Origin of the sequence: Kitasatospora sp. GAS1066B (assembly GCF_041262605.1) — a bacterium.
Lineage (GTDB): Bacteria > Actinomycetota > Actinomycetes > Streptomycetales > Streptomycetaceae > Kitasatospora.
This window is the reverse complement of sequence record NZ_JBGCCO010000003.1, coordinates 255,678-278,752: the sequence shown is the minus strand read 5'-3', so window position 1 is coordinate 278,752 and position 23,075 is coordinate 255,678. Positions and strand designations below refer to the sequence as shown.

At 73.2% G+C, this 23,075-nt stretch carries 20 protein-coding genes and 2 tRNA genes; 9 read left to right on the top strand and 13 right to left on the bottom strand.

Annotated elements, in window-relative coordinates; all coding sequences use genetic code 11:
- Window positions 1-15: 15 nt before the first annotated feature.
- Genes purL through purS form a run of 3 tightly spaced genes read right to left on the bottom strand, consistent with a single transcriptional unit; the run spans window position 16 to window position 3,225 of the window.
- Entirely contained in the window at window positions 16-2,271 is a 2,256-nt protein-coding gene (gene purL, locus ABH937_RS04650; protein ID WP_370217308.1) for a phosphoribosylformylglycinamidine synthase subunit PurL, read from the bottom strand.
- Window position 2,272: 1 nt separating this feature from the next.
- Window positions 2,273-2,971 carry a phosphoribosylformylglycinamidine synthase subunit PurQ gene (gene purQ / locus ABH937_RS04645; RefSeq protein WP_280691690.1) on the bottom strand — a complete coding sequence of 233 codons (699 nt, stop codon included), beginning with the start codon at window positions 2,969-2,971 and terminating at the stop codon, window positions 2,273-2,275.
- Window positions 2,968-3,225 (bottom strand): phosphoribosylformylglycinamidine synthase subunit PurS, encoded by a 258-nt coding sequence (purS, locus tag ABH937_RS04640; protein ID WP_280691689.1) that lies wholly within the window; start codon window positions 3,223-3,225, stop codon window positions 2,968-2,970. The genes purQ and purS overlap by 4 nt, the downstream gene beginning before the upstream one ends.
- Window positions 3,226-3,696: 471 nt before the next feature.
- On the opposite strand from purS, the gene ABH937_RS04635 reads away from it, so the two are divergent.
- The 7 genes from ABH937_RS04635 (at window position 3,697) to ABH937_RS04605 (ending at window position 8,220) form a co-directional block, all read left to right on the top strand.
- The gene (locus tag ABH937_RS04635) at window positions 3,697-4,014 is read left to right on the top strand and encodes an Lsr2 family protein (RefSeq protein WP_184936468.1); all 318 of its coding nucleotides are present in this window, start codon (window positions 3,697-3,699) and stop codon (window positions 4,012-4,014) included.
- A 139-nt stretch (window positions 4,015-4,153) separates the two neighbouring features.
- Window positions 4,154-4,226, top strand: a tRNA-Gly gene (locus ABH937_RS04630).
- Window positions 4,227-4,274: 48 nt separating this feature from the next.
- Window positions 4,275-4,347: transfer RNA gene (locus ABH937_RS04625), tRNA-Gly, on the top strand.
- Between the two features lie 154 nt (window positions 4,348-4,501).
- On the top strand, window positions 4,502-5,503 hold the full coding sequence (locus tag ABH937_RS04620) for an ABC transporter ATP-binding protein (RefSeq protein WP_370217306.1): 1,002 nt from the start codon (window positions 4,502-4,504) through the stop codon (window positions 5,501-5,503).
- The gene (locus ABH937_RS04615) at window positions 5,500-6,336 is read left to right on the top strand and encodes an ABC transporter permease (protein ID WP_370217305.1); all 837 of its coding nucleotides are present in this window, start codon (window positions 5,500-5,502) and stop codon (window positions 6,334-6,336) included. Before ABH937_RS04620 ends, ABH937_RS04615 begins: the two co-directional genes overlap by 4 nt.
- Before the next feature lie 43 nt (window positions 6,337-6,379).
- Window positions 6,380-7,609, top strand: a complete 1,230-nt coding sequence (locus ABH937_RS04610; RefSeq protein WP_370217304.1) for a sensor histidine kinase — start codon at window positions 6,380-6,382, stop codon at window positions 7,607-7,609.
- Complete coding sequence (locus tag ABH937_RS04605; protein WP_280691685.1) at window positions 7,606-8,220, top strand: response regulator transcription factor; 615 nt, start codon at window positions 7,606-7,608, stop codon at window positions 8,218-8,220. Before ABH937_RS04610 ends, ABH937_RS04605 begins: the two co-directional genes overlap by 4 nt.
- Before the next feature lie 43 nt (window positions 8,221-8,263).
- On the opposite strand, the gene ABH937_RS04600 is transcribed toward ABH937_RS04605, so the two are convergent.
- The 4 genes from ABH937_RS04600 to purD all read right to left on the bottom strand — a co-directional run bounded on the left by ABH937_RS04600 (window position 8,264) and on the right by purD (window position 14,256).
- Entirely contained in the window at window positions 8,264-9,163 is a 900-nt protein-coding gene (locus tag ABH937_RS04600; protein ID WP_370217302.1) for a phosphoribosylaminoimidazolesuccinocarboxamide synthase, read from the bottom strand.
- Window positions 9,164-9,240: 77 nt separating this feature from the next.
- Window positions 9,241-10,830, bottom strand: coding sequence for a N,N-dimethylformamidase beta subunit family domain-containing protein (locus tag ABH937_RS04595; protein WP_370217301.1), 1,590 nt, complete (start codon window positions 10,828-10,830; stop codon window positions 9,241-9,243).
- A 112-nt stretch (window positions 10,831-10,942) separates the two neighbouring features.
- Window positions 10,943-12,493, bottom strand: a complete 1,551-nt coding sequence (locus ABH937_RS04590) for a hypothetical protein (protein WP_280691682.1) — start codon at window positions 12,491-12,493, stop codon at window positions 10,943-10,945.
- A 506-nt stretch (window positions 12,494-12,999) separates the two neighbouring features.
- Window positions 13,000-14,256, bottom strand: a complete 1,257-nt coding sequence (gene purD / locus ABH937_RS04585; RefSeq protein ID WP_280691681.1) for a phosphoribosylamine--glycine ligase — start codon at window positions 14,254-14,256, stop codon at window positions 13,000-13,002.
- A 381-nt stretch (window positions 14,257-14,637) separates the two neighbouring features.
- On the opposite strand from purD, the gene ABH937_RS04580 reads away from it, so the two are divergent.
- The gene (locus tag ABH937_RS04580) at window positions 14,638-15,432 is read left to right on the top strand and encodes an SLATT domain-containing protein (protein ID WP_280691680.1); all 795 of its coding nucleotides are present in this window, start codon (window positions 14,638-14,640) and stop codon (window positions 15,430-15,432) included.
- 58 nt (window positions 15,433-15,490) lie between these two features.
- On the opposite strand, the gene ABH937_RS04575 is transcribed toward ABH937_RS04580, so the two are convergent.
- The 3 genes from ABH937_RS04575 to ABH937_RS04565 all read right to left on the bottom strand — a co-directional run bounded on the left by ABH937_RS04575 (window position 15,491) and on the right by ABH937_RS04565 (window position 18,035).
- Window positions 15,491-16,138 (bottom strand): hypothetical protein, encoded by a 648-nt coding sequence (locus ABH937_RS04575; RefSeq protein WP_370217299.1) that lies wholly within the window; start codon window positions 16,136-16,138, stop codon window positions 15,491-15,493.
- A gap of 97 nt (window positions 16,139-16,235) precedes the next feature.
- Window positions 16,236-17,093, bottom strand: a complete 858-nt coding sequence (locus ABH937_RS04570; protein ID WP_370217297.1) for a GntR family transcriptional regulator — start codon at window positions 17,091-17,093, stop codon at window positions 16,236-16,238.
- Between the two features lie 144 nt (window positions 17,094-17,237).
- On the bottom strand, window positions 17,238-18,035 hold the full coding sequence (locus ABH937_RS04565; protein ID WP_280691677.1) for a carbon-nitrogen family hydrolase: 798 nt from the start codon (window positions 18,033-18,035) through the stop codon (window positions 17,238-17,240).
- A 121-nt stretch (window positions 18,036-18,156) separates the two neighbouring features.
- Here ABH937_RS04565 and ABH937_RS04560 point away from each other — a divergent pair, with 121 nt between their 5' ends.
- The gene (locus ABH937_RS04560; RefSeq protein WP_280691676.1) at window positions 18,157-18,993 is read left to right on the top strand and encodes a maleylpyruvate isomerase family mycothiol-dependent enzyme; all 837 of its coding nucleotides are present in this window, start codon (window positions 18,157-18,159) and stop codon (window positions 18,991-18,993) included.
- 33 nt (window positions 18,994-19,026) lie between these two features.
- Here the strand turns inward: ABH937_RS04560 and ABH937_RS04555 are convergent, their stop codons facing one another.
- The 3 genes from ABH937_RS04555 to ABH937_RS04545 all read right to left on the bottom strand — a co-directional run bounded on the left by ABH937_RS04555 (window position 19,027) and on the right by ABH937_RS04545 (window position 23,059).
- On the bottom strand, window positions 19,027-20,307 hold the full coding sequence (locus tag ABH937_RS04555) for a nitrate/nitrite transporter (RefSeq protein WP_370217295.1): 1,281 nt from the start codon (window positions 20,305-20,307) through the stop codon (window positions 19,027-19,029).
- A gap of 151 nt (window positions 20,308-20,458) precedes the next feature.
- Window positions 20,459-21,703 (bottom strand): M64 family metallopeptidase, encoded by a 1,245-nt coding sequence (locus ABH937_RS04550; RefSeq protein ID WP_280691675.1) that lies wholly within the window; start codon window positions 21,701-21,703, stop codon window positions 20,459-20,461.
- A 135-nt stretch (window positions 21,704-21,838) separates the two neighbouring features.
- Entirely contained in the window at window positions 21,839-23,059 is a 1,221-nt protein-coding gene (locus ABH937_RS04545; protein ID WP_280691674.1) for a benzoate/H(+) symporter BenE family transporter, read from the bottom strand.
- Window positions 23,060-23,075 lie beyond the last annotated feature (16 nt).

The window sequence follows — 23,075 nt, the reverse complement described above, 5'->3', positions numbered from 1 at the left end:
TTCAGGCGGCGCGGCTCAGCCGAGCAGCGCCTCGATCACGCCGGTGTGCGCCTCGGTCAACTCGGCCAGCGAGACCGAGAACTGGCCCTGGACCTCCAGCGCGTCCCCGTCCACCACGCCGATCCGGGTGGCCGGCAGGCCCCGCGCACCGCACATGTCGGTGAACCGCAGCTCCTCGCTGCGCGGCACCGCGACGACCGCGCGGCCCGCGGACTCGGAGAAGAGGAAGACGAACGGGTCCAGCTCGGCCGGCACGATCACCCGGGCGCCCTGGCCGCCGCGCAGGCAGCTCTCCACCAGCGCCTGGGCCAGGCCGCCGTCGGACAGGTCGTGCGCCGCGTCGATCATGCCGTCGCGCGAGGCGGCGATCAGGATCTCGGCGAGCAGCCGCTCGCGCTCCAGGTCCACCTTCGGCGGCAGGCCGCCCAGGTGGTTGTGGACGACCTGGGTCCAGGCCGAGCCGCCCAGCTCGTCGGCGGTGTCGCCGAGCAGGAAGAGGTGCTGGCCCTCCTCGGCGAAGCCGATCGGGGTGCGCCGGGTGACGTCGTCGATGACGCCGAGCACCGCGACCACCGGGGTCGGGTGGATGGCGACCTCGCCGGTCTGGTTGTAGAGCGAGACGTTGCCACCGGTCACCGGGGTGCCCAGGATCTGGCAGGCGTCGGCCAGGCCGCGGGTGGCCTCGGCGAACTGCCACATCACGTCCGGGTCCTCGGGGGAGCCGAAGTTGAGGCAGTCGGAGACCGCCAGCGGCTTGGCGCCACCGGCCGCCACGTTGCGGTACGCCTCGGCCAGCGCCAACTGGGCGCCGGTGTACGGGTCCAGCTTGGCGAACCGGCCGTTGCCGTCGGTCGCCACCGAGACGCCGAGGTTGGTCTCCTCGTCGATCCGGATCATGCCGGAGTCCTCGGGGGTGGCCAGCACGGTGTTGCCGATCACGAACCGGTCGTACTGGTCGGTGATCCACGCCTTGGACGCCTGGTTCGGCGAGCCGGCCACGGCCAGCAGGGCCGCCTTCAGCTCCTCACCGTTCGCCGGACGGGCGAGGCGAGAAGCCGTCGGCGCGTCCGCCTGCAGCGCGTCCTGCCAGGACGGGCGGGCGTACGGGCGCTGGTAGACCGGTCCGTCGTGCGCGACGGTGCGCGGCGGCACGTCCACCACCAGCTCGCCGTGCCAGAAGATCTCCAGCCGCTCGCCGTCGGTCACCTCACCGATCACGGTGGCGATGACGTCCCACTTCTCGCAGATCTCCAGGAAGCGCTCGACCTTGTCGGGCTCGACGATCGCGCACATCCGCTCCTGCGACTCGCTCATGAGGATCTCCTCCGGCGAGAGCGTGGCGTCGCGCAGCGGCACGGTGTCCAGCTCGATCCGCATGCCGCCGGAGCCGGCCGAGGCCAACTCCGAGGTGGCGCAGGAGAGTCCGGCGCCGCCGAGGTCCTGGATGCCGAGCACCAGCTGCTCCCGGAACACCTCCAGGGTGCACTCGATGAGCAGCTTCTCCTGGAACGGGTCGCCGACCTGGACGGCCGGACGCTTGGTCGGCTTCGAGTCGTCGAAGGTCTCCGAGGCCAGCACCGAGACGCCGCCGATGCCGTCGCCGCCGGTCCGGGCCCCGTACAGGATGACCTTGTTGCCGGCGCCGCTGGCCTTGGCGAGGTGGATGTCCTCGTGCTTCATCACGCCCACGCAGAGCGCGTTGACCAGCGGGTTGCCCTGGTAGCAGGGGTCGAAGACGACCTCGCCGCCGATGTTCGGCAGGCCCAGGCAGTTGCCGTAGCCGCCGATGCCCGCGACGATCCCGGGCAGCACCCGGCGGGTGTCGGGGTGGTCGGCCGCACCGAAGCGCAGCGGGTCCATCACCGCGACCGGGCGGGCGCCCATCGCCAGGATGTCGCGCACGATGCCGCCGATGCCGGTGGCCGCGCCCTGGTAGGGCTCGATGTAGGACGGGTGGTTGTGCGACTCCACCTTGAAGGTGACCGCGTAGCCCTGGCCGACGTCGACCACACCCGCGTTCTCGCCGATGCCGACCAGCATCGCGTCGGACTGCGGGGCCTTCTCGCCGAACTGCTTGAGGTGCACCTTGGAGCTCTTGTAGGAGCAGTGCTCCGACCACATCACCGAGTACATCGCGAGCTCGGCGCCGGTGGGGCGGCGGCCGAGGATCTCCCGGACCCGGGTGTACTCGTCTTCCTTCAGGCCGAGTTCGGCCCAGGGCTGGGCGGCGTCCGGAGTCTGCTCGGCGTTCTTGACAGTGTCGAGAGTCATCTCAGGAACTCACCAACTGCTTGAGGACGGACGTGAAGAAGCCCAGACCGTCGGTCCCGCCGGTGCCGACCAGCGGTTCGACGGCGTGCTCCGGGTGCGGCATCAGACCGACCACGTTGCCGGCCGCGTTGGTGATCCCGGCAATATCGTTGATCGAGCCGTTCGGGTTACCCACCTCGTTCGGGCCGCTGGCGAGGTAACGGAAAACCACCCGGCCCTCGGACTCCAGCTCGTCGATCGTGCGCGCGTCCGCCGTGTACCGGCCGTCCATGTTCTTCAACGGGACGGAAATCTCCTGGCCCGCCTGGTAATCCGTGGTCCAGGCCGTGGTGGCATTCTCCACCCGCAGCTTCTGGTCCCGGCAGATGAAGTGCAGGTGGTTGTTCCGCAGCATCGCGCCGGGCAGCAGGTGCGACTCGGTGAGCACCTGGAAGCCGTTGCAGATACCGAGGACCGGCATTCCGAGCTTCGCCTGCTCGATGATGGTGGCCATCACCGGCGAGAAGCGCGAGATCGCCCCGGCCCGCAGATAGTCGCCGTAGCTGAATCCGCCGGGCAGGACCACCGCGTCGACCTGGTGCAGGTCCTTGTCGCGGTGCCAGAGCGCGACCGGCTCGGCGCCGGCCAGCCGGATCGCGCGCTGCGCGTCCCGGTCGTCCAGCGAGCCGGGGAAGGTGACGACGCCGACCCGGCTGGTCACGAAGTCTCCTCGACGCGGACGGTGAAGTCCTCGATCACGGTGTTGGCCAGGAAGGTCTCGGCGGCCTCGCGGATCCGGGCGAGCGCGGCGTCGTCCACCGGGCCCTCCAGTTCCAGCTCGAAACGCTTGCCCTGGCGGACGTCGGCGATCCCGGTGAATCCGAGACGGGGCAGTGCGCGCTGCACCGCCTGTCCCTGGGGGTCGAGGATCTCCGGCTTGAGCATGACGTCGACTACGACGCGTGCCACTGGCACTCCCAAAGGTGTGGTGCGTGAAGGCGGGGGACCTTCAGAGTACCGGGGTTCAACGGCCGTTCGACGGGCCGGGGATCTCGACGCGCGTAGACCCGCACCCCTTACGTCACACGGGTTCCGGCGTTCCGGCCCGCCCGTTTCCTCCCTCTTTAAAGAACTTCCCAGGTTCACCGGGACCCCGCTCGATGACCCCCACGAATACCGGCACACCGGACAGATCGACCACGGATACCCGGTGGTATCCGGCGCGAAGTATCGGTACGGAGGCGAAGCGAGGTGAATATCCGGAAAAAGAATGCAAGGCCCATCGATTTTCGCCGTGCTCCGGGTGCAGAATAGGGCCACCGGCGGTGCCAGGAGCTGCGCAGGCGGTGTGCCCCAGGCGCACCCGTATGCCCCTGGAACGCCGGAGCACAGGGCCGCCGCGGCACACCGCGCCCGTCGGCCGAATTGCCGAGAGGATTGACACCCATGGCTCAGCGTGTAGTTGTCACGCTCTCCGACGACCTGGACGGCGGCGCCGCCGCGGAAACCGTCCACTTCGGCGTCGACGGGAAGTCGTACGAGATCGACCTGTCCCTGGACAACGCGGAAAAGCTGCGGGAGGCACTCGCTCCCTTCGTCGCGGCCGGCCGCCGTCAGAGCCGCACCGGAAAGTCCTTCCGCCGCACCGCACTCGCGCCCGACCCGGCCGCCGTGCGCGCCTGGGCCCAGTCCCGGGGCATGGAGCTGCCGGCCCGCGGGCGGATCCCCAAGCACGTCTACGAAGCGTTCGCGGAGGCCAACTGACCTCGTGCCACCCGCCCTTCCGTCGCCGCCGGACGGCCGCGACGGAAGGGATGCGTGAGCAGTCCCGACGATGGGGTAGAGTATTTCTCGTCGCCGCAACCGCAAGTCGGGAGCAGCGGCCGGTGCCCACCAGCACCGTGCGGACGTGGCTCAGTTGGTAGAGCATCACCTTGCCAAGGTGAGGGTCGCGAGTTCGAATCTCGTCGTCCGCTCGCAGTACAGCAGTGCACCTGCGGTATCGTAGGACAACCAAAGATCATGCGGACGTGGCTCAGTTGGTAGAGCATCACCTTGCCAAGGTGAGGGTCGCGAGTTCGAATCTCGTCGTCCGCTCGCAGTCGAAATGGGTCTCCCTCGGGAGGCCCATTTCGCGTTTCCCGCCGTCGCCCACCGGTGACATTTGTCACCGCCGACCCGTGGAAACTCATCCGGGACCGGTGAGCCCCCGCACTGCCCGACGGCCCGGTCCGCCGGGATCGTCGAGGCCATGAACAGCGATTCTCCCGCCGTCCAGGCCCAGGGCCTGCGCCGGCGCTACGGCAGCACCCGGGGCGGCGGCTTCACGGCCGTGCGCGGGCTGGACCTCACGGTGGCGCGCGGCGAGCTGTTCGCGCTGCTGGGCACCAACGGGGCCGGCAAGACCTCCACCATGGAACTGATCGAGGGGCTGGCCAGGCCCACCGCCGGCACCGTCCAGGTGCTGGGCCACGACCCCCACCGGGAGCGGGCGGCACTGCGGCCGCGGATCGGGATCATGCTCCAGGAGGGCGGCTTCCCGGGCGACCTGACGGTGGCGGAGACGGTCACCGGTTGGGCCCGCAGCACCAGCACGCCCCGCCCGGTCGGCGAGGCCCTGGACCTGGTCGGCCTCGCCGACCGGGCCGGGGTCCGGGTCAAGCAGCTCTCCGGCGGCGAGAAACGCCGGCTCGACCTGGCGGTGGCGCTGATCGGGCGCCCCGAGGTGCTCTTCCTGGACGAACCGAGCACCGGCCTGGACCCGCAGGCCCGCGCCGCCGTCTGGCAGCTGGTCCGCGACCTGCGCGCCCAGGGCACCACGATCCTGCTCACCACGCACTACCTGGAGGAGGCCGAGGAGCTGGCCGACCGCCTGGCGATCATGCACCACGGCCAGGTGGTCACCAGCGGCACGGTCCCCCAGGTGATCGCCGACCGGCCCGCCCGGATCAGCTTCGAACTGCCCGAGCAACCGGCCGAACCGCTGCTCTCGCTGCCCGGCGCCGAGGTCGGCTTCCAGGACCGCAAGGTCACCGTGCGCACCCGCGAACTCCAGCGCACCCTCACCGAGCTGCTCGGCTGGGCCGCCGAGCGGGGCGTCACGCTGCACGGCCTGGACGCCCGCAGCGCCACCCTGGAGGAGGCCTTCCTGGCCATCGCCGCCGAGGCCGCACCGCCCGAGCCGACCGAACCGGACACCCAGGCCCGCACCGCTCCCCGCCGCCGCCGCACCCTGATCGGAGCGAGCCGATGACGCTCACCGCCCCGCGTCCCGCCCGCCCGCTGCCGACCCGGCGCCCCGCACTGCGCCGGCCGGCCGGGCTGGTCCGCACCGAGCTGCTGCTGCTCGGCCGCAACCGCACCGCGCTCGCGATGGCGGTGCTCATGCCGATCGCCATGGTCAGCGGCCTGCACTCGCTGCTCAGCGCCGAACGCGCCCAGTTGCCCGGGGTCGACCTGCACGCCGCCCTGGTGGTCAACCTCACCGCGGTCGCGCTGCTCTTCGGCGTCCACACCAACCTGACGGCGGCTTATGTCGCCCGGCGCGGCGAGCTGGTGCTCAAGCGGCTGCGCACCGGCGAGCTGACGGACGGCGAGATCCTGGCCGGCACCGCACTGCCCTCGGCGCTCCTCGCGCTGCTGCAGACCGCGCTGATCACGGCCGCCACCGCCGTGCTGCTCGGCCTCGCGGCCCCGGTCAACGCGGTGCTGGTGCTGCTCGGCCTGCTGCTGGCCGTGCCCCTGCTGGCCGCGCTCGCCGCACTCTCCAGCAGCCACACCCGCACGGTTGAGGCCGCCGGACTCACCACCCTGCCGGTGGTGCTGGTCACGCTCGTCGGCTCCGGCCTGGTGGTCCCGTACAGCGTCATGCCGGCGCAACTGGCCGACCTCTGCCGCCTGCTGCCCGCCAGCTCGGCGCTGCAGCTGCTGCGGATCGGCTGGCTGGGCGGCGACGGTTCCGGCGCACCCACCGGCTTCGCCGGCAGCTGGCTCCTCGCCCTCCCCTACCTCGGCGGCGCCGCGGCCTGGCTCGCCGTCGCCGCCTGGGCGGCCCGGCGCCGGTTCCGCTGGGAACCCCGCAGGTAAGGCGTCTGGTAGGAAGAGGGCGACACGGGACGAGGGGGCGGCCATGGGTGTTCGGGCCTGGCGCGACTACAGCAAGCCGAAGCGGATCGAGATCTACATCCGCTGGTCGATGTACACGATGACGGTCTTCGTGCCACTCACGATGCTCCCCCTCGCCGCCGAGGAGGTGACCCGGCAGGCGTCCGGGTTCGCGGCGGTCCTGCTAAGCGGGCTGGTGCTGCTGGGCGCCGCGCTCTCGGTCCCGCTGGTCCGCGCCGCCTTCGAGTGCCACCTGCGCGGCGGTCCGACGCCGGTGCGACTGCTGCTGGCGCAGGCGGTCCTCACCCAGGCCGCCATCTGGGGCCCACTGCTGGCCGGCTCGCGCCACGGCCACCGATCGACCGCGCTGCTGGTCTGCGCCGAGTTCCTGCTGGTGCTCTGGGCCGTCGTCCCCGCGATCGCGCTGCGACCGCGCGCCCTGGCGCTCTGGGGGGTGGCCATGGTGGTGCTGTCCCTGCCACCGGTGGCCGTCGCCGGCGACAGCCCCGCGGCGGCGGTGGGCCAGGCGTTCGGCGGTCTGCTCGGCCTGGCGGGATGCGCGGCGAGCTGCCGCTGCTCGGCCTGGATGGTCCAGGTGACCTGGGAGCTGGACACGGCCCGGGAGGCCCAGGCCCGGCTCGCGGTGGCCGAGGAGCGGCTGCGGTTCTCCCGCGACCTGCACGACGTGCTCGGCCGCAACCTGACCACGATGGCGCTCAAGGCCGAACTCGCGGTCCAACTCGCCCGGCGCGGGCGACCGGAGGCGGCCGACCAGATGGTCGAGGTGCAGCGGATCGCCCAGGACTCGCAGCGCGAGGTGCGCGAGGTGGTGCGCGGCTACCGGACCGCCGACCTGGCCGCCGAGGTGACCGGGGCCCGCTCGGTGCTGCGGGCCGCCGGGATCGAGTGCCGGATCGACCTGGGGCCCGACCCCGCCACGCTGCCCGCACTCACCCAGTCGGTGCTCGGCTGGGTGGTCCGCGAGGCCGCCACCAACGTGCTGCGGCACAGCGAGGCCGCCCTGGTCTCGGTCCGGCTCTGGACCCACCAGGAGCAAGCAGTGCTGGAGTTGGTCAACGACGGCGTCCGCCCGGCCGAACCCTCCCAGGGCGGCAGCGGACTGGCGGGCCTGCGCGAGCGGCTGACCGCCCACGGCGGCGAGCTGAGCTGCGACCGATCCGCCGCGAGCTTCACCCTGCGCGCCAGCCTGCCGCTGGCCCGCGTCGCCACCGAGCAGCAGGAGTTGGCCGTATGACCGCCCCCGTCCGGATCCTGCTCGCCGACGACGAGCACCTGATCCGCGGCGCGCTGGCCGCACTGCTCGCGCTGGAGGAGGACCTCACCGTGGTCGCCCAGGCCGCCTCCGGGCCCGAGGCGCTGGCGATGGCCAAGGCGCACCGGCCCGAGGTGGCGGTGCTCGACCTGCAGATGCCGGGACTGGACGGGATCGAGGTGGCCGCCGAACTGCGCCGGCTGCTGCCGGACTGCCGCACCATGATCGTCACCGGGCACGGTCGCCCGGGATACCTCAAGCGGGCGCTGGAGGTGGGGGTGCGCGGCTTCCTGCCGAAGACCGTCTCGGCCGCCGACCTGGCCGGCATCATCCGCACCGTGCGCTCCGGCGGCCGCTACGTGGACCCGGAGCTGGCGGCCGAGGCGATCAGCGCCGGCGACAGCCCGCTGACGCCGCGCGAGACGGACGTGCTGGAGCTGGCCGCCGACGGCACCCCGGTCGCCGAGATCGCCGTCCGTGCCGGGCTCTCGCCCGGCACGGTGCGCAACTACCTCTCCTCGGCGGCCGGCAAGCTGGGCGCCGAGAACCGCCACGCGGCGGTCCGGCTGGCCCGCGAGCACGGCTGGCTCTGACCGGCCGTCCGGTGCCCGAGCCGACGCCCGAGCCGACCTGGGCTCAGACCCACTCGGTCCCGGTCAGCCGCTCGTACGCCTCGACGTACTTGGCCCCGGTGCGCTCCACGATGTCCGCGGGCAGCGCCGGCGGCGGCTGCTCGCCGGTGCGGTCCCAGCCGGAGGCGGGCGAGGTCAGCCAGTCCCGGACGAACTGCTTGTCGTAGCTCTGCTGCTGCTTGCCCGGCTCCCACAGGTCCGCCGGCCAGTAGCGCGAGGAGTCGGGGGTCAGCACCTCGTCCCCGATCACCAGCTCGCCGTCGCGCAGGCCGAACTCGAACTTGGTGTCGGCCAGCAGCAGACCGCGCTCCCTGGCGATGTCCCGGGCCCGGATGTAGACGGCCAGCGTGGTCTGGCGCAGCTCGGCGGCCCAGTCGGCGCCGATCCGGCGTGCCGTCTCCTCGTACGGGACGTTCTCGTCGTGCTCGCCGACCTCGGCCTTGAGCGCCGGGGTGTAGATCGGCGCGGGCAGCTCGGAGCCGTCCACCAGGCCCTCGGAGAGCACGATGCCGCAGACCGTCCGGGTCTCCCGGTACTCCAGCAGGCCGGAGCCGGTCAGGTAGCCGCGGGCCACGCACTCGACCGGGAACATCTTCAGGTCGTCGCAGATCATGGTGCGCCCGGCCCAGTCGGCGGGGGCGCCCTCGGGCAGCTCGGTGGAGAGCACGTGGTTGGGCACCAGGTCGGCGATCTGAGCGAACCACCAGAGCGAGAGCTGGGTCAGGATCCGGCCCTTGTCGGGGATCTCGTTGGGCAGCACCCAGTCGAAAGCCGAGGTGCGGTCGCTGGCCACCATGACCAGGCGGCCTGCCTGGTCGCGGTAGAGGTCGCGCACCTTGCCGGTGTGCAGGTGGACCAGGCCGGGGACCTGGACCGGCTCGGGCTTGGTGACAAATCCGCTCAAGGTTGTTCAGTCCTCAGGAGTGGGGGCCGCTGCTCGGACAGCCCGAGTCTTTCATGCGGCCCCGAGCCCGCCCGGGCTCACCCGTCCTTGCAGACCTGGTCGAGCAGGTTGGCGGTGGCCTTCTGGATCCGTTCGTCGGTGTGCCCAGGGCGATCCAGGGCGGGCGACCAGGCGAAGGTGCCGGAGGCGAAGACGTAGGCGCCGCTGGGTGCCCGGTAGAGCGAGGTCTCCTGGTGGCGGGGGCGGCCCCGCTCGTCCTGGTAGGGCGAGTGGGCGAGCAGGATCCGCTCGCTGTGCGGGGGCAGCGCGACCTTGGGGAAGTAGCGGTCGGCCTCGCCCGCCACCAGGTTCGCCACCTCGTCGCCGTCCCGCAGCCCGGTGCCGGCCCAGAGCCAGTGCCAGGTGTTGCCGGCCAGCAGCGGCACCGGCTGGGCCACCCGGCCCGCGTACTGGACGCCCAGCAGGTGCTGCTCGGGCTCCCCCGCGTCCCGCCACAGCGCGCTGGCCGCGCCGGCCGGGCCCGCGGCCGGCGAGTCGGCGGACACCCGCTGGCGCTTGCGGCAGTTGAGCAGCCGGCCCGGCTCACCGGAGGCGCCACTGGTCAGATCGACCCGCCAGTACATGGTGTTGGCGGAGAGGAAGATCAGCGAGGTGCCGCCGTCCCTGGCTCGCTCGACGGTGCGGCGCATCGGCTCCGACCAGTACTCGTCGTGCCCGGGGAAGATCAGCGCCCGGTGCCGGGACGGCTCGACCAGCCCCGCGTGCAGGTCGGAGGCGGTGGCGTAGGCGAGGTCGTAGCCGTAGCGCTCGGCCCAGCGGATGAAGTCGTAGGCGTGCCCGACGTGCAACGGCAGGCCCGCGCCCGCGTGCGGCCGGTCGAAGGAGACGGTGACCGCCGCCTGCGACTCGCCGAGCAGCCGCCCCTGCCCGTCCCAGGCGTGGTAGAGGCTGGCACCGGTGTGCCCGTCCTCCGGGAACAGGTTGTACGCCTGCCAGGTGATGTCCGGCAGCACCAGCAGCAGGTCCGCGGCCGGTCCGGTGTCGGCCGGGCCCGCGGCCAGCTGGTCGCGCACGGTGAACGGGACGTGGCTGCGGTGGCGCTGGTCGGCGGTGGTGAGCACCGCGACGTAGGCGCCGGGCCGCCAGTGCGCCGGGATCTGCTGGCGCCAGGAGTGCCACCAGTGGTGGCAGCTGACGGTCCGGTCGACCACCAGCGGGGACGGCTGCTGCAGCCCGGCGATCAGCGGACTGGCCGTCATGTGCTGGGCACCGGCGCCCGCGTCGTGGCCGATCCGGTAGATGTCCACCAGGAAGTCGCGCGGCGGGTGCACGGTGACCCGCAGGTCCACCGAGCCGCCGGGGTAGACCGGGCCGGCCGAGGCGAAGCCCTTGATCTGCTGGACCACGTCGTCGGAGTTGCGCGGGGTGCCCACCAGCGGTGCGGGCGGCGCGGCGGGCAGTGGCTGCTGCCCCGGGGCGTCGGTGCTCACGTACCACGGGATGGCGCCCTCGGTGCCAGCCAGATACTGGTCGGGGCTGCGCAACCAGGGCAGCGGCCCCTGTCCGAACGGATCCGGGACGCCGTGCGCGAGCGTCCCGGACTCCCATCTGCGATCCGCCGACTCCTTGTCCACGTCGCCTCTCCCACGGTGCGCCGCCAGTGGCATGTGCCACCGAAATGTGCGTGTGGTCCAGCAGACCACACGGGGCCCGCCACGCGTCACCCCAAGTTCATGATTCGCCTCAACGGTGACTTCCGGCACGGGTGTTGACGTGTACTCAGCCGAGCCGGACGGGCTTCTCCAGGCGGATCCCGGCGGCCTCCAGCCAGGCCCGCAGCGGCCCCGCGGCGCCCTGCTCGACCGCCTCGACCACCGGGTCGGCCAGGTCGCCGCGGCGCACCCCGCCGAGCAGCAGGACCGGGCCGTCCAACCAGTCCAGGCCCGGCCGACCGCCGGCGCCGTCCACCGCCGCGCAGCAGACCAGCGCCGTCACGCAGTCGGCCAGCAGCTCGCGTCCGCCCCGCTCGGCGGCGCCGGGCACCGCCGGGGGCGGGGCGGCCGCCAGGGCCCGGGCGAGGTCGTCCCCGCCGCCGGCGGCGAGCCGGTCGAGCAGCCGGGCCAGGGTCGGCGACTTGGCGCCCGCCCCGACCGGACGGGCCCCGGCGGACGCGGCGATGGTGTCAAGCGCCTCCTGCAGCGCCATCGCCTGCAGCCGCCAGCCGCGGTCCACCACCTGCTCCGGGTAGTCCTCCCAGAGCAGGTCGGCCTGGCCGGCCGGGACCGGGCCGTGGAACAGCTCGGCGGCCAGCAGCGAGACCGCCGCGTCCATCCCGCCCGGCTCCTCCAGCAGGTCACAGGCCGGACGGTCGCCGAGCCGGCTCTCGTACCCCGAGGCCAGCCGGTCGCGGCGGGACAGCTCGGTCAGCGCGGCGACCACTCCGGCGTTCAGCTGGCCCGGGCAGCGCCCCAGCCGCCAGGCCGGCAGCGCCACCCGGGTGAGCAGCCGGTCCCACCCGGCGTAGGCCAGGCCGACCTGGCCCTGGGCGGCGATCCGCAGCCCGTAGTCGACCGCCTTGGCCTGCTCGGAGGCGGCCGCGGCGGCGGCCCGCTCCAGCTCGGCCACGTGCTCGCGGCAGGCCTTCAGCAGCGCACGGGTGATCCGGTCCAGCAGCCGGGCCAGCGGGGTGCGCCGACCCGAGCCGAGCGCGGCGTCCAGACCGCGGACGAAGCGGCGGGCGGCGGCGATCTCCGGATCGACGGCGGCCGCGGTGCCGGCCACCACCGGGGCCAGCAGGGCCCGCAGCTCGCCGGCCCGCATCCACCACAGGAACGGCGAGCCGATCACCAGCAGCTGCCCGGCCGGCCGGTGCGACCCGGCGGACTGGCGGTGGCCGCGCAGCGCCGACAGCCGCGACGGCACCGGGCCTGCCGGCTCCTCCAGCCAGCTGTCGCAGTCCGGGGTGAGCGCGATCGCGACCGGGCCCGGCACCCCGAGCCGGTCGGCCAGCTCCTGGATCAGGCGGTGCAGTTCGGGGGCCTGCTCGGGCGGCACGGGCACCGCCGGGGTGCTCGGTGGCACCGCGCGGGCGTGCCGGTGGGCGGCGGCCAGCGCGAGCAGGCCGACCAGCACGGCGAACCCGCCGACCGCCCAGCGCACCACGTCCCAGCCGGCGGCGTCCGGTGCGCCGGGCGCGCCGATCCGGCCGGTGAACCGCCCGGCCAGCAGCACCACGGCGACTGCGGCGGGCAGTACCGCCGCGGCCCGGGCCAGGGCGCGGATCCGCAGCACGGCGTGCGCCCGTGCGCGTGCGGCGTCGAAAGCGGCCATCGTGTGCTGCACCCCCTTCGGAGTCGGGACCTTCGAGATTCCTTCGCGCGGCCGGATCGGCTCCTGCCGACCGGGCGGTACACGCCTGGGGGCACCTGCCGGCCGCCGGGCTGGGGGTTGGCCGACCGGTGAAACGCCCGGCCACCCGTCCCGCACGTCCTGCTGCCAGTTCTGACGCGCCCACCGTCGCGGGTGTTCCGGTCCGGCCCGGTTTCCACCCGTCCTGGTGACGGCGCGCCGGTCCTTGCAGCTTCCCCCCGCGCGAGCCCGCGCACCCGGCGGCGATCGCGGATTCACCCCCATCGGCACCGCGGTTCAGCGCACCCTATGGCCACCGCCGCTGATCCGTCAGCCCGATGACGCGTCATTCACTCGAAGGACTGGAATCGCCCCGCCGTACGCAACCATCGGTCGCCGGGCCGAACAACCGGGCGAACGCCGAAGGGCGCTGCGCCCGGTGGGATGACCGGGCGCAGCGCCCCTGGTGAATGCCTGGCGGCAGCGGTTCAGCCGGCCTCGCGGGCCGCCTGCAGCGCGATGTCGGTGCGGTGCTGCGAGCCGTCCAGCCGGATCTCGGCCACGCCCTGGTAGGCGCGCTCGCGGGCCTGGGTCAGGTCCGCGCCGGTCGCGGTGACCGAGAGCACCCGGCCGCCGGCACTGAGCACCCGGCCCTCGGCGTCCGCCCTGGTGCCCGCGTGCAGCACCCAGACCGTGCCGTCGGCGGCCTCGGCCTTCTCCAGGCCCTCGATCGGGTCACCGGAGCGCGGCGCGGCGGGATAGCCCTCGGCAGCCACCACGACGGTCACGGCGGCCTGCTCGGACCAGCGCAGCGGCTCCAGGTCGGCCAGCGTGCCGTTGGCGGCGGCCAGCAGCACGCCCGCCAGCGGGGTGCGCAGCCGGGCCAGCACCACCTGGGTCTCCGGGTCGCCGAAGCGCGCGTTGAACTCGATCACCCGGGTGCCGCGCGAGGTGAGCGCCAGGCCCGCGTAGAGCAGGCCGGAGAACGGGGTGCCGCGCCGGCGCAACTCGTCCACGGTCGGCTGCAGCACGGTCTCCAGCACCTCGGCGACCAGGCCCTGCGGGGCCCAGGGCAGCGGCGAATAGGCGCCCATGCCGCCGGTGTTGGGGCCGGCGTCGCCGTCCAGCGCGCGCTTGAAGTCCTGCGCGGGCTGCAGCGGGAGCACGGTGCTGCCGTCGGTGATCGCGAAGAGCGAGACCTCCGGGCCGTCCAGGTACTCCTCGATCACCACCCGGTCGCAGGCGGCGGCGTGGGCCAGCGCGGCGGTGCGGTCGGCGGTGACCACCACGCCCTTGCCGGCCGCCAGACCGTCGTCCTTGACCACGTACGGGGCGCCGAAGGCATCCAGTGCCTCGGCGGCCTCCTCGGGCGTGGTGCAGAGGTAGGAGCGGGCGGTGGGCACGGCCGCGGCGGCCATCACGTCCTTGGCGAAAGCCTTGGAACCCTCCAGCTGGGCGGCCTCGGCCGACGGGCCGAAGACCGGGATGCCGGCCGCGCGCAGCGGATCGGCGACGCCGGCCACCAGCGGGGCCTCGGGGCCGACCACCACCAGGTCGGCGGCCAGCCGCCGGGCGAGCGCGGTGACCTGGGCGCCGTCGAGCTGGTCGACGGGGTGGACCGTCGCCACCCGCGCGATCCCGGCGTTGCCCGGGGCGCAGTGCAGCTCACTGACGGCGGGATCTTGGGACAGAGAGCGGCACAGGGCGTGTTCGCGGGCGCCGCCGCCGATGACGAGGACCTTCACGGTTGGCAAGGGTAGTCGGTGGCCTGTTCTCGCCGACCCACCGGGCTGTGCGGATCTCCAGCTGCCGGGCGCCGAACGGCGATTCTGCTTGTTCGATCCGCCAAGCGACGGACCCCGGTCAGGTTCGCGGCGCGCGACGCACTCGCTCGGAAGAGTGAAATCGCGCCGACTTCCGCAACCCCGCCACCACGGGTTACGGACGCCTTTTCGGGTAACGATCATGGGGGAGGCATCACACGGTCAGCCATTTGGCGGTAAGAAGTGCTGTTGGATACCCAGCAGTGCCAACCCGGCAGTGCCAGAAGTCGACCAGTGCCCACAGCAGTCCGCGCAGCAGTCAGGCCTGTCAGCAGAGTCAGGCCCGTCAAGGGAGCCCCACAGGTGAGCCAGCCCGAAATGCAGCCCGAGGAGAGTCCCTGGGGCAAGGACCTCGGCGAGGAGGACCAGCCCGGCACGGCGGCCGCCACCGGGCGGGACCGTGCCGCCACCCGTCACCGGGCCGACCTGAGCGCCCGCCAGTTCCCGCTCGGCGACTGGGGCGAGCCGGCCGAGCGGCTGGAGGAGCTCTACCGCTGGTCCGAGGAGCGCGCGGTCGAGGCGATCGAGTGGTACCGCCAGGACCGGCTCTGGAAGCGCCGCTGGGCGCGGCTGCTGCGGGCCGGCGCGGCCACCCTCGGGGTGGCGGGGGTGACCCTGCCGCTGGTCCAGCTGACCGGGCGCCTGCCGCACGGCACCGCCTGGGGGTACGTCGCCCTCGCGCTGGCGGCGGGCTGCCTGGCCACCGACCGGGCGTTCGGGCTCAGCTCGGGGTGGATGCGGGACGTCTCCACCGCCCAGGCGCTGCAGCGGCGGCTGGAGGCCTTCCAGTTCGACTGGGCCTCGGAGTGCGTGCGCGAGGTGCTCGGCCCCACCGAGGGCACCGCGGGCGAGGCGGCCGAGCGCTGCCTGGGCGTGCTGCGGCGGTTCTGCGAGGACGTGTCGGAGCTGGTCCGCGGTGAGACCTCGGAGTGGATGCTGGAGTTCCGGGCCCGGATGACCCAGCTGCCCACGCAGGCCCCCGGCAGCTGGGGCGGCCGCTCGGAGGGCGGCACGCCGGCTCAGGTCCGGGTGCTGCCGGCGCCGGGTACCAGGCCCACCATGCCGCGGCAGCGGCCGCCGGAGGGGCCCCTGCGGTAGGGCGGGCGGGCAGTCGGCGGTAGCGCGGGGGCGGCGGAGGTCGCTCCCCGGGCTCGACTCAGGCGAAGACCACCATCGAACCCTGCGTCAGGCTCCGCGTGGCCGCCGCGTAGAGACCGGCCCACGCGTGCCGCTCGCGCGCGTACGGGTGCACGTCGTCCAGCGGCGGGGCGAACGGCTGCTCCAGACCGGTCGGCCCGAGCGGGCGGGTCGGACCCGGCGGGTCCAGCGGGTCGATGCCGAGTGCGGGCGCGATCGCCTGCAGCTCCCGCAGCAGCCCGTAGGAGGAACCCAGCGGGCCGCCGGAGCTCAGCAGTTCCTCGTCCACCAGCGGGACCTGGAACTCGATCGGCGCGTACGCCCCGGCGTGGTCGAAGTGCCAGACCAGGTGCGACTGCTCGGCCGTCGCCTCGAACATCTCCAGCAGCTGCTCGTAGTCGCCGCCGAGCGCGTCCACCGGGGTCAGCTGGAAGCCGGTCAGCTGGAGCAGGTACGCGCGGCGCAGGAAGTGCAGCGAGTCGTAGTCGAAGGCCGCTATCGGCTCCACCCCACCGGTGACCCCGGGGGCGAACTCGTACACCGGCACCCCGGGCAGGCCGCGCGCGGTCAGCGCCGCGTTGTAGACCGCGAGGTCCTCGCGAAACGGGTTCTCCGGGCTGCGGCTCAGTACGTCCACCAGCGGTACGAGCCAGAGGTCACAGGCCACGGGCCGCTCTTCCTCTCACTGGCTTCGGTTCCTCGGCGCGCCGGTACCCGGAGACCGCCGGCATCGGCCGGCCCGCCTCCGTGGCGCCCGAACCACCCTACCGGCCCAGCGGCGGGTGCGGAGCGGGGAGGATCGAACGCGGCCCGGGCGGGGCCTCACCCGGTCCTGGCAGCGTGCCGGTCGGCTCGGCCGTCAGCAGCGGCAGTACCGAGACGCTCTCCAGCGACTCCCCCGCCAGCTCGGCCAGCAGCCGCACGGTGAACAGGTTGTACTGGTTGATCATCCGTCGTGCCCCGGCCAGGTCACGCGAGGCGATCAGCTCGACCAGCTGGCTCTGCCGGTCCCAGCAGACGCCGGCCAGCTGCTCGCGGGCCCGCAGGTAGCGGGCCGCGAACATCCAGGACTGCACCCGCAGCCAGTCCAGGTACTCGGCGATCCGCTGGTTCTCCAGGAACCCGGACATCTCGTTCCAGAACCGGCGGTCGCAGCCGACCATCACGTCCAGCTGCCCCGCCCGGGCGGCCCGCGCGGCCGCCTCGGCCCGGCGCCGCAGCGAGCTGAGCCGCGACCAGTCGTAGCCGCTCGGCCGGGTCGACAGCCGGCGGAACGCGCTGTCGGTGAGCATCACGCGGGCCTCGAAGATCTCCAGGAAGTCGGTCCAGCCGAGCTCCGGCACGGTGAACCCGCGGTGGTGCTCGGCCCGCAGCAACCCCTGCGCCGCCAGGTCGACCAGCGCCTCCCGGGCCGGGGTGGCGGAGACGCCGTACAGCTCGGCGATCTCCTTCACGGTGAAGTTGCCGCCGGCCGCAAGGCGACCCGCCATCAACTCCTCGCGCAGCGCGCCGGCGATCTGCTCGCGCAGGCTGTTGCGCTGGATCGGGAGTCGCCCCTGACCACCCACGCTCACCGGCTCGACCTCCTTCGCCCCGCAGCCGGGCCCGCCGCGGGCCGCCATCGAGGGATCATCCTCTCAAAAGGTCCGCAAAAACCACACAACCCCGATCTGGGCCGCAGCCACACCGGGCACGGCACCTGCCGTCATCCCGACGTGGCTGTCATCACGACGCGGCCGGAACCATCGTCCGGCCGCCCCCCAACGTCAGCGCTGCACCGGCGCCGGGATGCCGAGCAGCCGGTCGCGCAGCACCGGGAACTCCGCACGCGTCTTGGCCACCTCGGCCGGGTCGAACTCCACCGACAGCACCTCCTCGCCCGCCCCGGCCTCGGCCAGCACGGTGCCCCACGGGTCCACCACCAGGCTGTGCCCGGCCTGCTCGACCCCGCCGTGGGTGCCGCCCGTGTTGCAGGCCAGCACGAAGGCCTGCTCCTCCACCGCGCGGGCCCGCGCCAGCAGGGTCCAGTGCTCGCGCCGCCGCGCGGGCCAGGCCGCCGGGACCACCAGCAGCTGCGCGCCGGCGTCCAGCAGCGCGCGGAACAGTTCGGGGAAGCGCAGGTCGTAGCAGGTGGCCAGGCCCAGCGTGCCGAAGTCGGTGGCCGCCGTGACGATCTCCTGCCCGGCGCCCATCACGACCGCCTCACCGCTGTCGAAACCGAAGCGGTGGATCTTGCGGTAGGTGTGCACCAGCTCGCCGCTCGGCGAGAAGACCAGCGAGGTGTTGTAGATCGGGCCGTCCGGATCGCGCTCCACGATCGAACCGGCGTGCAGCCAGACTCCGGTCGCCCGGGCCGCCGCTGACATCACGTCAGCCGTCGGCCCGTCCAGCGGTTCGGCGCCGTCCGACCAGGCGTCATACGCGAACCCGCCGACCGCCCAGAGCTCCGGCAGGACCACCAGGTCCGCGCCCTGTTGTGCGCGCACCAGGGCGGCTGCCCTGGCCCGTCGCTCGGCCGCCGGTTCGGCATCGGACACGGAGAGTTGGATCAATGAGGCGCGCACACTACCACCGTCCACGACAAGAGACCTACGATCGTCACCCGAAAGCGCTGCCTGCTCTCTCCCGGCAGCGTAACGTGCGGTTAGCGCGTAGAGCCGACGGATGGGCCGGAGAAGAAAACCTGTGACCGAGAATCAGGCCGTACAGTCCTACACGGATGCCTGGACGCACTCCATCGAATCCATAGCGGAGTTGTTGGCCGCACTGCCCGCCGACTCCTGGAACCGGCCCACCGAGTGTCCGGGCTGGTCGGTGCGCGACGTGGTCTCGCACGTGATCGCCGTGGAGTCCGAGATGTTGGGCGATCCACGCCCGATCCACTCGCTGCCCAGCGATCTGCGGCACATCAAGGACGAGGTCTCCCGCTACCTCGAACTCCCGGTGGACAAGCGCCGCTGCCACACCCCACCCGAGATGACCTCGGAGCTGGAGTACGTGATCATCCGCCGGTCGCGCGCCCTGCGCAACGCCACCACGGCCGCCGACGACATCGTGCGCTTCCCGGCCGGTCCGTACTCCTTCGACCTGCCCTACCGGCGCCTGCTGCAGATGCGGGCGCTCGACGTCTGGGTGCACGAGCAGGACCTGCGCCGCGCGCTGCTGCTGCCCGGCAACCTGGACTCCCCCGCCGCCCAGGTCACCCGTGACCTGCTGCTGCAGGGGCTGCCCAAGATCGTCGCCAAGGAGGCCGGCGCCCCAGCCGGTGCCGTGGTGGCCTTCGACGTCAGCGGCCCGCTGGAGTTCCTGCGCACCGTCCGGGTGGACGAGAACGGCCGCGGCTCGATCGACGCCCAGATCAGCCTGGGCCCCGACGTGCAGTTCACCCTCGACTGGGAGACCTGGCTCCGCCTCAGCTGCGGTCGCGTCCGCCCCGACGGGCTGCCCGCCGGCACGCTGCGGATCGACGGCGACCAGGAGCTGGCGCAGCGGGTCCTGGCGAACTTCGTCCAGACCTTCTGAGCCGTCGGACCCGGTCGGCCGCCTGCTCGCAGGCTAAGCCGACCGGGACGGGCCGGAAACCCTCGCCCGCAGCCGCAGGATCATCACCATCCCCAGCACCAGCGGCACGTACATCCAGCAGAACGCCCCCCGGAACGCCGCCGCCGAGTACGTGTCACCGCCTCCGCCCGGCGACAGCAGGTCGAGCAGCACGCCGATGCCCAGCAGCGTCAGCATGGTGGCGATGAAACCGCCCATGTTGGCGATGCCCGAGGCGGTGCCCAGGCGGTGTGCGGGGTTGTGGGAGCGGGCGTAGTCGAGGCCGACCAGCGAGGCCGAGCCGTTGCTGCCCATCACGAACAGGAGCACGATCAGCAGCCACAGCGGCGGGTGGCCGCCGGGCCAGGCGAGGACGAGGGCCCAGCAGGCGCCGGTGGCGGCGATCACGGTGAGCACGATCGGCATCCGCACCGCGGGCCCGCGGGAGAGCAGGCGGCCGAAGAGCAGGCCGAAGAACATGTTGGCGAAGACCAGCAGGGTGAGCAGGCCGCCCGCCTGGCCCCGGCTCATGCCCTGGCCCTCCACCAGGTAGGGCAGGCCCCAGAGCAGGGCGAACGCGTTGGCCGGGAACTGGGTGGTGAAGTGCACCCAGAGGCCGAGTCGGGTGCCGGGCTCGCGCCACGACGCGCGGATCTGCTCCCGGATCGGCGGGCGGTCGCCACCGACGGCGGTGCCGCCGACCGTCGGGCCCGGCGGAGCCTCCCGCAGCAGCAGGGCGACCAGGGCGAAGACCAGCACCCCGAGCAGCGCGATCGCGGTGAAGCTCGCGGTCCAGCCCTCGGTGTGCAGCGCCGAGGCGAGCAGCACCGTGGTCACCAGGTTGCCGCCCATCCCGGCCAGACCGGTGAGTTGGGCGACCAGCGGGTTCTTCGCGGCCGGGAACCATCGGGCGGCGATCCGCAGCACGCTGATGAAGGTCATCGCGTCGCCGCTGCCGATGACTCCCCGGGAGATCAGCGCGGGTCCGAAGGAGGTGCTGAGCGCGAAGGCCAGCTGGCCCGCGCTGAGCAGCACCACGCCCAGCAGCAGCACCCGGCGCGGGCCGAAGCGGTCGACCAGCAGGCCGACCGGGACCTGCATCGCGGCGTAGACGAGCACCTGGACGATCGAGAAGGTGGACAGCGCCGCGGCGTTGACGCCGAACCGGTGCGCGGCGTCCAGGCCGGCCACGCCGAGGCTGGTGCGGTGGATCACCGCGAGCACGTAGACGCTGACGCCGATGCTCCAGGCGAACCACGCGGCCCGCCCACCGGGCGGCTGCGGCACCGCTGCCACTGCCCCAGCCGTGCCCGCAGCCGTGCCCGGGGGGTGCCGGGGACCGGGGACGGAGGGGGAGCGGGTCGCGCTGGCTGGGTCCACGGTCATAGTGCACCCAGATTAGTCATCCCATCATTCGATGCTCCGGGTCAGGAGCCCGTGATCCCGCTCACCCCGTCAGCACCCAGCTCACGCTCCGCGTCATGTGCTGCTCCCGGAACGCCTCGTCCCGCACCCAGTCGGTGCCGTCCCGCACCGTGGCGGTGACCGTCACCCGCCGGCCGGGCGACAGCGCCAGCTCCGCCGGGTCGAACCAGGTGTGGTCGGGCGAGGAGGGTTCCACCACCTTGCCGTCCACCTTCCACTCCACCTGGAGCTGCCGGTCACCGGTCAGGTGCAGCGGGCGGACCGTCAGCCGGGGTCGGCCGACCACCCGGCCCGGCTGCGGCTCGACGCCGTCCAACGGGCTGATCCGGCGGTAGAGCTGCTCGATGATCGCCTCCCGCGAGGGGAGGTTGTAGCTGCCGCCCAGGGTGCGCATCACCGAGTCGGCGGTGGGGCGGTAGACGCCGTTGGCACTGCGGAAGGCACCCACCGGGCCGCCGCCGTCCGGCGAGTCGGCGCCCAACCAGCGCCACCACTTGAGGTGGTCGTGCCGCATCGTGTCGGCGCTCTGGCTGGAGAGGTTGGGATAGTCGGTGTCCTTGGGAGCACTGTCGTACTCGTCGCCGAGGTCGCCGACGGTGTGCCCGATCTCGTGCTGGATGATCCGGCCCGCGTCGGGGCTGCCGCCGGAGAGCGTGGTCACCCCGGTGCCGCCGGCCCCGCCGTACTCGGTCGAGTTGGCCAGCGCGATCAGGTACTGCGGGCCGTCCCCGGGGCCCGCGTACTGGGCGGTGGCGGTCTCGTCGGCGCAGAGCAGCCGTGCTGTGCCCTCGCACCAGAAGTGCATGCCCAGCGGCGTGCCGGGCCGTTTGCCCTTGCTCTCCCCCTCGACTATCCCGGTGGTCGGGGAGACCACCTCGACCCGCCGTATGTTGAACAGGTCCTGATAGGTGCGGAACGGCTCGATGTCCATCAGCGCGCGCCAGGCCTGGTCGGCCTGCTGACGGAAGAGGTCCTGCTGGCTCGCGGTGTAGCCGTCGCCGAGCAGCACCAGGGTGACCCGGTTGGCCGGATCACCCGTGCGGCGTATGTCGAAGGTCGGGGCGGTGCCGGCGCGCAGCCGGACCGGCTGGGCCGCCGCCGCGCCGCGGGGTGGGGCGGCCCGGTCGGTGGTCGAGGTCCCGGCGGGGCCGATCACGGCGAACGGCGCCGGACCGGTCAGTTCCAGGGCGGCGGGCAGCACGGCTGCCGCGAGCAGGGCGAGTGCGGCCAGACTCCGGATGAGACGGCCATGGTTGCCAGGCGCCATACGGACGGTCCTCGGTGCTCCGGTCACCCGGCAGGCGCTCGGGTGGGGGTCGCACAGACGTACCCACCGCGTGCCCGGCAGTCGACTCTCCGTAGCACATCTCACCCGCCAGGCCCAGCAGCGACACCCGCCGGCTCACGCCCGCTTGCGCGCCGTCAGGACCAGCTGGGTCCCGACGCCGAGCAGCAGTCCCCAGAAGGCGGCGCCGATGCCGAACAGCGTCATCCCCGAGGTGGTGGCCAGGAAGGTGACCGCCGCCGCCTCCCGGCCCCGCTCGTCGGCCAGCGCCGCCGCCAGGCTGCCCTGGAAGGCGCCGAGCAGCGCCACCCCGCCGACCACCGCGACCAGCGCGGCGGGCAGCCCGGCGAAGAGGCTGACCAGCACCCCGCCGAAGCAGCCCACCACCAAGTAGCAGACGCCGATCGACATGCCCGCCGGGTACCGGCGGCGCGGCTGCGGGTGGCTCTCGGGGCCGGCGCAGATCGCGGCGGTGATCGCGGCGATGTTGACCCCGGGACCGCCGAACGGCGCCAGCAGCACCGAGACGGCGCCGGTCGCCCCGACCAGCAGCCGGTCCGGCGGCTGGTAGCCGAAGGTGCGCAGCACCCCGAGCCCGGGCGCGTTCTGCGAGGCCAGCGCGACCAGGGTGAGCGGCAGCGCGAGGCCGACCAGCGCCGAGCCGGAGAAGACCGGCATGGTCAGCACCGGACGGGTCAGCCCGCCGTGCCCCAGGTGCAGCGACAGGCCCACGGTCGACGCCGCCGCCACCGCCCCGACCAGCAGCGCGGCCGGCACGGCGTACCGGGGCAGCAGCCGCCTGGCCACCAGGTAGGCCGCCAGCGCGGCGAGCACCAGGGTGGGCGCACTGTGCAGCGAGCTGAAGATCTCGGTCCCGAATTCGAACAGGATGCCCGCCAGCATCGCGTTGACGACCGCGTTCGGGATCACCGCGATCAGCCGCCCGAACAGCCCGGTCACCCCGATCAGCGTCACCGCGACCCCGCTGACCAGGTAGGCCCCGATCGCCTCCGGGTAGGAGTACGCGCCCAGGCCGCCGACCAGCAGCGCCGCCCCGGGGGTCGACCAGGCGGTGACCACCGGCAGCCTGGTCCGCCAGCTCAGCAGCAGCGAGGTCACCCCGCTGCCGATGGATATCGCCCAGATCCAGGACACCGTCTGCGCCTGGTCCAGGTGCCCGGCTCGGGCCGCCGCGAGCACCACCACCAGCGGTCCCGAGTAACAGACCACCACCGCGATCAGGCCGGCCAGCAGGGCCGAGCCGGAGACGTCACGGCGCAGCGAGTACCCCTGGGGGGCGGGCTCGGCGGGGGCTTCGAGGGTACGGAGATCAGCCATCCGAGCAGTATTCAGG